Genomic DNA, 9,657 nt, shown 5'->3' with positions numbered 1-9,657 from the left:
GTGGGGGGGGGGGGCGGGGGCGCGGGCGGCGGGGGGGGGGGGGGCGCGGCCCCGCGCGGGCCCCCCCCGCGCCCCCCCCCCCCCCGCGCCCCCCCCCCCCCCCCCCCCGGTTCCGCGGCGGTGATCCGCTCGAACAAGGCTAGTTGACCCTGCGTCAGTGTCCAATCACGCCAACGACAGCGGCCTATCGACTTATTTATAGTTGGACGATGGACTTGGCCTTGTTGCGCACATTCGTCACGGTGCACCGGGCCGGCTCGTTCACCCGCGCCGCCACACTGCTCGGGCTCTCCCAGCCTGCGGTGACCAGCCAGATACGCACTCTGGAGCGACAACTGGGACGGCCGCTCTTCCTGCGGCAGCCGCGCGGGGTCACGCCCACACCGATCGGCGACGAGCTCGCCCACCGGGCCGCACCGCATCTGGACGCCCTGGTGGAGATCGCGGAGGCGGGGCTCGACCTGGACGAGGATTCGGGCGTCGTCCGTACGCTGCATCTGGCCGGACCGCCCGAGTTCACCTCACTGCGGGTGCTTCCGGCACTCACCCCCCTCATAGCGGGAGGCCTCGCATTACGGACCTCCTTCGCGGGCAACGCCGAGGAGGCCCTCGAAGGACTCGCGGCCGGGCATCACGATCTGGCCATCACGGCGGCCCGTCCCCGGGGCGGACTGCTCACCCCGACTCCGCTCTGCGACGAGGAGCACGTCCTGGTCGCCGCACCGCGCTGGGCGGCGCGCCTCGTACCCGAGCTGCGCCGGGGCAAGCACTCCCTCGTGCTGGAGCAGCTGCCGGTGGTCGAGGTCCATGAGTCCCTGCCCTTCGTGTCCCGGTACTGGTCCGCCGTCTTCGACAGCCCCCCGGCCGCTGCGGCGACCGTCATAGCGCCGGATCTGCGGGCGGTACGGGACTCCACGGCAGCCGGTGCCGGGCTCGCGGTGCTGCCCCGCTATCTGTGCCAGCGGGATCTGGCGAGCGGCCGGATCGTGGCACTGCTGGAACCCGACGTGCCACCGCTGCGCACCTACTTCCTCGTCGTCCGCGCCGGGACGCTGGCACTGCCCCACATCGCCCGCGCCCACGAGGAGCTGCTGCGCGCAGCAGCCGACTGGTGACGTTCATCATGTTCGTGACGTACACACGAGCAGAGGTGGCACCGAGCGACGACCGGGGGTTCCGAGTTTCAGACCGGGTGTCGCGGGCCACTCTCTTGCCATGACCGAACGGCCAGTGGTCAAGCGCACCGCACGCGCCATCCTGCTCGACGGCGCTGATCTCGTTCTGATCAAACGCACAAAGCCGGGCATAAACCCGTACTGGGTCACCCCAGGAGGCGGAGTCGAGCCCACGGACGCCACCGTCGTGGACGCCCTGCACCGGGAAGTGGACGAGGAGCTCGGCGCCAAGATCGTCGATGTGGTGCCCTGCTTCGTCGACACCGTCGAGCACATCGTGGACGGAGGAGTGGCGGGCGTGAAGGTCCAGCACTTCTTCGTCTGCCGCCTGGCGTCGATGGACGCGTCACGGCGGCATGGCCCGGAAGTGGAGGAGCCGCTCGGCGAGTACGAGATCGTCCGGGTGCCCTTCAGCCGTGTCGGGATCGCGGCCGTCCACCTCGTTCCGCTGTCCCTGCGGCACTATCTGGACGGCAACATCGAGGGCGTACGGGCCATGCACGCTCCCGACCTGGGCTGATGGCACCAGCCGCTCACTCCGCCGCGGCGACCAGGTCCTCCAGGGAGTCATGGCGGATCCGTTCGAAGGGTATGCCGATGCCCCGGAGTGTGTGCACGCCATTGCGGATCATGCCGATCGGCCCCGACAGATAGGCGTCGTACTCGTTCCACGGACCGTACGCACGCACGAGATCCGGCAACTGGGCCCTGTCGTCGACGATGGGACGCACCCGCAGCCATGGATGGCTCTGCTGGAGTCGCAGCATCGTGTCGATGTCGTAGAGGTCATGGTCGCTGCGCGCCCCGTAAAAGACCTCCACGGGGCGGCGCTCGCCGTGCTCGGCGACATCCTCGACCAGCGCCTTGATGGGGGCGATCCCCGTGCCGCCGCCCAGGCACAGCATCCCGCTGTCGGAGTTGTGGTCCACGGTCATGGACCCGCCGGGAGGACCGAGGCGCAGCACGTCACCGGGGCGGGCGTGATGGACCAGGGCGTTCGAGACCCAGCCGGCGGGGACGGCCTTGACGTGGAAGGAGAGCAGGCCGTCGGTACGCGGCGCCCCGGCGAACGAGTAGTGCCGCCAGACCCTCGGCCACCACGGGGTCTCCAGACTCGTGTACTGACCGGCCAGGAACCCGTACGGCTGGTCGGGACGCACGGTGATGACCGCGATCTCGGGGGTCCTGAGGTCGTGCGAGACCACCTCGGCATGCCACCAGGGCGGGGCGTACCGCTCGTTCTCCGCGGCGGCGTCGATCATGATCTGCGAGATCGTCGTGTACGTACGGACCCAGGCGGCCTCGGTGCCGGGGTTCCAGGTGGTCGTGGCGAAGCGGCTGAGCGCGCCGATGAGGGCCTCGCCCACCGCCGGGTAGTGAGCGGGCTGGGTGCCGTACTTGCGGTGGCCACGGCCCAGATGCCCCAGATAGTCGACGAGTACTTCGGTGTTGTCCATGTGCTCCGCCGCCGTGAGCAGGGCCCTGAGCAGCCGGTCCCGCTGGGCATCCATCGCAGCGGGGAACAGGGCGCGCAGCTCGGGGTGCCGGACGAAGAGCAGCGCGTAGAAGTAGGAGGTCACTTTGTCCGCGACGGGCGCTATCTCCTCCATCGTCCGCCGCACCAGGACGGCGTCCGGCGATGCGGCGGAGTTCCGCGTACGGGAAGCGGGTGCTTGGGCGGCCGGGGCGATCGGCGGTCCGGTCGGCGGTGCCTCGGAGGCGGCGCCCGGGAGGGGCGCCGACATGGCGTCCGGCGGGGGCATCACCGGAGCGAACGGCGCAGCTGGCGGGGGCATCGCCGCGGCCCTCGCCGCCCCCGTGCCGACCGGCCGTATCGCGGCGACGGGCCGGCGCGGGCCGGCTCTCCGTCCCTCAGCGCCCCTGTCCCCGCCGGTATCGCCACCGGTGGCGGTACCCCCACCACCGCCATTCCCGTCCGCACGCAGCGACGCCGACCGGTTCGCGGTGCCTCGCTTGCGCGGTGTGAACCAGTCGGCGCCTTTCTCGCGGCGGTCTGGCTCGTCTCGACTGTCTTGGCTATCGCTGTTCTCGTCTGAAGTGCCCTTGTCCGCCGACGCGGTGGTCGGAGCGTCCATAGTGTGCCTCGCCTCGAGCGTCTTTCGGTCGGTCTACGCACTTCCCGCTGCCCAGGAACGTGCCTCAGATCCCCGCTCCGCGGGAATCAGGACGAGTGGGACTGAACTGTGACACTGTCCGCAACACCTTCGCCGCAGCATGCCAGCCGGATACCGCCGGGGGGACAAAGAGCGGAAAGTCCGGGTCTCCGCGGTTGTTCTCCCGTTACGCTGCATTGCCCCATGCCCGTATCCCGGTTTCAAGAACACCGGACTTGTCTCGGCCAGTTCTGGTAAAGCGCTGGACGAACGATCATCTGGTCCGACAGCCTGACCTCATGTCAACACCGCTCGACCAGCTCCCCATTCGGCGTCTGACCAGGGCAGATGTCACCATCTGCGCCGATCTGTCAGAGGACCGGGGTTGGCCCCGCGAGGAACACAAATGGGGCCTGCTTCTCGCCGCGGGCACGGGATACGGCATCGATGACCCTTCGGGCAAGGGCCTCGTCACCGCCTGCGTGGTGACGCGTTACGGACCTCGCTCGGGGCAGCACGGCGAGCTCGCCGCCATCGGCATGGTGTTGGTGGCCGAGCGGTTCGGCCGCCAGGGCGTGGGGCGGCGGCTGATGGAGTACGTCATCGCCGAGACCGGCGAGATACCGCTCACCCTGCATGCCACCCCGACCGGCCAGCCGCTGTACGAGGAACTGGGCTTCGGGACCGTCGGCAGAGCCGAGATGGTCCGGGGCTCGTTCCGGCTCACCGGACCGGCGCCACAAGCCCTCACCCGCCCGGCGACCGCCGAGGATCTTCCCGCCATCCTGCGCCTGGACGCCGAGGTCTTCGGCCAGGACCGCACCCACATGATCACGAGGCTTCCGGCTTTCGCCGATCAGCTCAGGGTCGCGGAGTCCGAAGGTGTCCTCACCGGTTTTGCGGCGGCCTGGCCGAACATGGAGACCCATGTGGTGGGGCCGCTCATCGCCCGTGACACGGATACCGCGAAGTCCCTGATCGCCTCGCTCGCGGCGGGCAGTGACCGACCGCTGCGTACGGACATCGACGTACGCCATGGTGAGCTGCTCGACTGGGTGAAGTCATGCGGATTGTCGACGGTCGCCTTCAACACCGTGATGTTGCGGGGCTCCGGGGAGCTCCCGGGAGCCTGGAGCCGTCGCTTCGCGCCCCTGACGGTCGCGGCGGGTTGAACAGGAGGGCGACGCATCGCGCCGTCAGGGCTGACGGCCGGACCGTTTCACGTGAAACACGGACTGCTCACCGCGGAAGTCCACGCCAGCCGACCGCGTCCACTCCTCCCGGAACCTCCGCTGCCGGGTCATAGGGCTCACGGGTGAAGACGAAAGACCCCAGATCTAGATGGTCCACCGTGCCATCGTTTCGTCGCACCACGGTCAACGTCTCCCCGGCGTAGTACCCGTCGAGCCCGACCCAGGCGGGACCACTCGCCTCGGCACGGAAGCGCGCGCCACGACCGCCTCCCTTGAGTGGATAGAGCTCCAGACCGTGGTCGGCCACCACCTTCAGCCCGAACGCATGGGTGCCCCAGTACCAGGGCCCGGCAAGTTCCAGAACAGACGGGTCCACCTCAGGCATGGGTCGCCAGCGTTCCGGGAATCTCGGCTCGGCGTCGGCCACGATCCCGACGAGGTCGCCCGCCACAGCGACGGTCAGCGGACCCGATGTGGCGTTGGCGAGCGCGACCCCGGTGACGCCCTCCTCCACACTCACCCACAGGCCGGCGATGAATCCGGGCAGCGATCCGGAGTGGCCGATCAGGGTGCGTCCCGCCCTGCGTACCAGCTGAAGTCCCAGACCGTAACCGCTCTCCCAGTCGCCGGACTCGGGCGGCACGGAGGGCCTACGCATTTCCCGTACGGAATCGGCGCTCAGCACCCGCTCATCGCCGTCGGCGAGGAAGCCTCCGAAGCGGCAGAGGTCGGACGCGGTGGACCAGAGCTGCCCGGCGGCGGCCATCAGGCCAAGGTCATGGGCGGGTTCGGGCATCATCACATCGGCCCACGGGTGCACGGCCCAGCCGCCCGCGTGCGGCGCCTGCGGTTGGGCGCTCGTCCGGTGCATCCCGAGCGGTTCGAGGATCTCCTGACGCAGCACGGCTTCCCAAGGCTCCCCCCGTACCGCCTCGACCAGTGAACCGAGCAGCGTATAGCCGGGATTGGAGTAGTGATGGCGGCGGCCCACAGGGTGCGGCAGCGGTCGGTCACCGAGCACATCACGCAGCCTCGGCCGGACCGTGCCCGGCGTGCGCTCCCACCACGGAGACGGACTCTCCGCAGCCAATCCGGCGCTGTGCCCGAGGAGTTGTGCGACGGTCGCCTCACCCACGCCGGTGCCGGGCAGATGCTTCTCCAACGGGTCGCCCAGATCCAGCCGCCCCTCATCCCTCAGCCGCATCACGAGAACCGCCGTGAACGTCTTGGTGATGGACCCGACGCGGTACTGGGTTTCGGCATCCGGCACTTCATCAACGACGCAGCTACGCGCCCCGCTCCACAGGCACCTGCCATCCCTGCCGACCGCCCCGACCAGCGACGGCGCCCGCCCCTCGGCCTGGGCGACGGCAACGCGATGCATCAGAGCACGTGCGGTGCTGGGCAGCAGGGGAGGGACATCACACGACGAATAGGCTGAGTTCACGCTCAAGCTCTACCAGACGACCTCGTCGCCCCCACACAGCGTTCCCGTCCAGGCCTGCATCTCAGCGCCAGTGTCATGCCGCGACGCCCGGAGTGAGATCCTTTGTCCCTTCGAGCCCGTCCGCGCAGGGCGGCACCTCACCGAACCGGCTGACGCCTACCCGCTCGCGGAGCTACCTACGGCTGCGGACCGAGCGCCTGCGTTCGGTTCAAAGTCAGACACTTCCGTTGGCAGACCCGTCGCGTGGCCGACTCGTCGTTCGTAATCTCAGGTCTGCGCCATGTCCACGAACCGCGAGTAGTGCCCCTGGAACGCCACCGTGATGGTGGCCGTCGGGCCGTTACGGTGCTTGGCGACGATCAGGTCCGCCTCGCCGGCGCGGGGGGACTCCTTTTCGTAGGCATCCTCGCGGTGCAGCAGAATGACCATGTCGGCGTCCTGCTCGATGGAGCCGGACTCACGCAGGTCGGAGACCATCGGCTTCTTGTCGGTGCGCTGCTCGGGGCCACGGTTCAGCTGGGATAGCGCGATCACCGGGACCTCCAGCTCCTTGGCGAGCAGCTTGAGGTTACGGGACATGTCCGAGACCTCCTGCTGGCGGCTTTCCGCTCGTTTGGAGCCGCCGGACTGCATCAGCTGGAGGTAGTCGATGACGACCAGTCGCAGATCGTTGCGCTGCTTGAGCCGGCGGCACTTGGCGCGGATCTCCATCATCGACAGATTCGGGGAGTCGTCGATGTAGAGCGGGGCCTGGGAGACGTCCGGCATTCGACGGGCCAGTCGGGTCCAGTCCTCGTCGGTCATGGTGCCCGAGCGCATATGGTGCAGGGCCACCCGCGCCTCGGCGGACAGCAGGCGCATCGCGATCTCGTTGCGGCCCATTTCCAGGGAGAAGATGACGCTGGGCAGATTGTTCTTGATCGACGCGGCCCGGGCGAAGTCCAGGGCCAGGGTGGACTTACCCATGGCAGGACGTGCGGCGATCACGATCATCTGGCCGGGATGCAGACCGTTGGTGAGGGAGTCGAAGTCGGTGAAGCCGGTGGGGACACCCGTCATCTCGCCGCTGCGGGAGCCGATCGCCTCGATCTCGTCGAGCGCGCCCTCCATGATGTCGGCGAGTGGCAGATAGTCCTCGCTGGTGCGCTGCTCGGTGACGGCGTAGATCTCGGCCTGCGCGGAGTTCACGATCTCGTCCACGTCGCCGTCCGCCGCATACCCCATCTGGGTGATGCGTGTACCCGCCTCGACCAGGCGGCGCAGCACCGCCCGTTCGTGGACGATCTCCGCGTAGTACGAGGCGTTGGCCGCGGTCGGCACCGACTGGACCAGGGTGTGGAGATACGAGGCACCGCCGACCCGGGTGATCTCACCGCGCTTGGTCAGCTCGGCGGCCACCGTGATGGGGTCGGCGGGCTCGCCCTTGGCGTAGAGGTCGAGGATCGCCTGGTAGACGGTCTCGTGGGCGGGCCGGTAGAAGTCATGGCCCTTGAGGATCTCGACGACGTCCGCGATGGCGTCCTTGGACAGCAGCATTCCGCCGAGGACGGACTGCTCGGCGTCGAGGTCCTGCGGGGGGACCCGCTCGAACCCGCCGGGGGCACCGTCGTCCCATGGGCCGCTCTCCGGACCGCGGTCGTGCTGCTCCTCACGGCCACGTCCACGGCCGTCGCCGCGCCTCTGGCGCGAGACGGGCAGCCGAGCACCCGGACCGACGTCGGCCCAAGGCTCGTCCAGGGGCTCGGGAATGCTCACCGGCCGCCCTCCCCTCCCGTCCGCTCCACGGACCTCTCCGTGCCCTCTTTCTACGGCACGGCACTGACAAAAAACGAACGGCCCGACTCCGCCTCCGGCACGTCGAGCGCCGGTCTACGTTAGGGCTCCCGGCACCGTCAGCCAATCTGGTTATCCACAGGCCATGTGGACGAGCGGCGAGATGCTGTGGAGAACTCCCCGGAACCTGTGCACGGATCGGGGGACACAGCTGTGGACAAGTTCACGCGATCACCGCGACAGCCCATCTGACCTGCACGTTCTCCGTCCACTGGCTGTGGGGGAGAAAAACTTTCCCAGGCGGACCAAGATCAGAACAAACGGCGCACAGCCGAAGGTCCATCTCCGAGATTGGTAAGGATCACATATGCCTTGTATTCCTTACCTGTGGAAGATTAGATTGCCCGCATGACCCAGGCCACCGTGGCACCGCACAGCAGCCGGCGAAAGCATGACCGCGAGATCGTCGCACTCGCGGTCCCCGCCTTCGGCGCACTGGTCGCAGAGCCGCTCTTCGTGCTCGTCGACAGCGCCATCGTCGGGCATCTCGGCACCCCCCAGCTCGCCGGACTCGGGGTCGCCGCAGCGCTGCTGATGACCGCGGTGAGCATGTTCGTCTTCCTCGCCTACGCGACCACCGCGGCGGTCGCCCGACGTGTCGGGGCCGGAGAGCTCAGCGCCGCCATCCGTCAGGGGATGGACGGGATCTGGCTCGCCCTGGTGCTGGGCGCCGTCGTGATCGCCGTGACACTGCCCGGCGCCCCCTGGCTGGTCGAGCTCTTCGGGGCGTCGGACACCGCCGCACCCTTCGCCATCACATATCTGCGCATCTCCAGCCTGGGTATCCCCGCGATGCTCGTCGTCCTGGCCGCCACCGGGGTGCTGCGTGGGCTCCAGGACACCCGTACCCCTCTGTATGTGGCCATCGCGGGCTTCACGGCCAACGCGGTACTCAACGCCGGGCTCGTCTACGGTGCCGGGCTCGGCATCGCCGGGTCCGCCTGGGGAACCGTGCTCGCCCAGTACGGAATGGCCGCGGCCTATCTCATGGTCGTCATCCGCGGAGCCCGTCGGCATGGCGCCTCCCTCCGGCCCGACGCCGCGGGGATACGCGCCAGCGCCCAAGCGGGAGCGCCCTTGCTGGTGCGTACGCTCTCGCTGCGCGCCGTACTGCTGATCGCCACAGCGGTGGCCGCCCGCCTCGGCGACACCGAGATCGCCGGGCATCAGATCATCATCTCCCTGTGGTCCCTGATGGCCTTCGCTCTGGACGCGATAGCCATCGCGGGCCAGGCGATCATCGGCCGCTATCTCGGTGCCGGTGATCCCGAAGGCGCCCGGCAGGTCTGCCGTCGCATGGTGCTGTGGGGCATCGTCTCGGGCCTGGTGCTGGGCGTCCTGCTCGTGCTCTGCCGACCGCTCTTCATCCCCTTGTTCACCGGAGACCAACTCGTGCACAGCGCTCTGCTCCCGGCACTTCTGGTGGTGGCCCTCTCCCAGCCGGTGGCCGGGGTGGTGTTCGTGCTGGACGGGGTGCTGATGGGCGCGGGCGACGGTCGCTATCTGGCGGTGGCGATGCTCCTGACCCTGGCCGTCTTCGCCCCCGTCGCCCTGCTCGTCCCGGCCTTCGGCGGTGGTCTCACCGCCCTCTGGGCGGCCATGGCGCTGATGATGACCGTGCGCATGCTGACCCTGTGGCTGCGTACCCGCTCCGGCCGCTGGATCGTCACGGGAGCGACCCTCTGACCCGAGCGCAGTCCCGGACACGTTTCACGTGAAACGGCAAAGAGGGGGGGGGCCCCCCGCGGCGGGGGGGCGGCGCGGGGCGGGGGGGCCGCCGGGGCGGGTGCACCCCCCGTGGCGGGTGACGGCGACCAGTCGCGTGCCCGGTTCGCCGAGCCGCTCCTGGACGGTGGCGAGGGCATGGCTCAGGGCGGCCCGGAGTCGGGCAGGGG

At 69.2% G+C, this 9,657-nt stretch carries 7 protein-coding genes; 4 read left to right on the top strand and 3 right to left on the bottom strand.

Annotated elements, in window-relative coordinates; genetic code table 11:
• Positions 1-209: 209 nt before the first annotated feature.
• The gene (locus ACFWI9_RS07730; RefSeq protein ID WP_387159683.1) at positions 210-1,115 is read left to right on the top strand and encodes a LysR family transcriptional regulator; all 906 of its coding nucleotides are present in this window, start codon (positions 210-212) and stop codon (positions 1,113-1,115) included.
• Between the two features lie 100 nt (positions 1,116-1,215).
• Complete coding sequence (locus ACFWI9_RS07725; RefSeq protein WP_387159681.1) at positions 1,216-1,695, top strand: NUDIX domain-containing protein; 480 nt, start codon at positions 1,216-1,218, stop codon at positions 1,693-1,695.
• A 13-nt stretch (positions 1,696-1,708) separates the two neighbouring features.
• Here ACFWI9_RS07725 and ACFWI9_RS07720 read toward each other — a convergent pair whose 3' ends face one another.
• Positions 1,709-3,271 carry a globin domain-containing protein gene (locus tag ACFWI9_RS07720; protein ID WP_387159679.1) on the bottom strand — a complete coding sequence of 521 codons (1,563 nt, stop codon included), beginning with the start codon at positions 3,269-3,271 and terminating at the stop codon, positions 1,709-1,711.
• A 317-nt stretch (positions 3,272-3,588) separates the two neighbouring features.
• On the opposite strand from ACFWI9_RS07720, the gene ACFWI9_RS07715 reads away from it, so the two are divergent.
• Complete coding sequence (locus ACFWI9_RS07715) at positions 3,589-4,461, top strand: GNAT family N-acetyltransferase (RefSeq protein WP_387159678.1); 873 nt, start codon at positions 3,589-3,591, stop codon at positions 4,459-4,461.
• A 67-nt stretch (positions 4,462-4,528) separates the two neighbouring features.
• Here ACFWI9_RS07715 and ACFWI9_RS07710 read toward each other — a convergent pair whose 3' ends face one another.
• Together ACFWI9_RS07710 and dnaB are read right to left on the bottom strand one after the other, a co-directional pair.
• Entirely contained in the window at positions 4,529-5,866 is a 1,338-nt protein-coding gene (locus ACFWI9_RS07710) for a serine hydrolase domain-containing protein (RefSeq protein WP_387159676.1), read from the bottom strand.
• A 330-nt stretch (positions 5,867-6,196) separates the two neighbouring features.
• Positions 6,197-7,684 carry a replicative DNA helicase gene (gene dnaB, locus ACFWI9_RS07705; protein WP_387159674.1) on the bottom strand — a complete coding sequence of 496 codons (1,488 nt, stop codon included), beginning with the start codon at positions 7,682-7,684 and terminating at the stop codon, positions 6,197-6,199.
• Between the two features lie 426 nt (positions 7,685-8,110).
• Between dnaB and ACFWI9_RS07700 the strand changes: the two genes are divergently transcribed.
• On the top strand, positions 8,111-9,448 hold the full coding sequence (locus ACFWI9_RS07700; RefSeq protein ID WP_387159672.1) for an MATE family efflux transporter: 1,338 nt from the start codon (positions 8,111-8,113) through the stop codon (positions 9,446-9,448).
• Positions 9,449-9,657 lie beyond the last annotated feature (209 nt).

Source organism: Streptomyces sp. NPDC127084 (assembly GCF_042724175.1).
In the GTDB taxonomy this organism is placed as follows: Bacteria; Actinomycetota; Actinomycetes; order Streptomycetales; family Streptomycetaceae; genus Streptomyces.
Note: the sequence above shows the minus strand (reverse complement) of the source record. Positions and strands in the feature narration are given on the sequence as shown.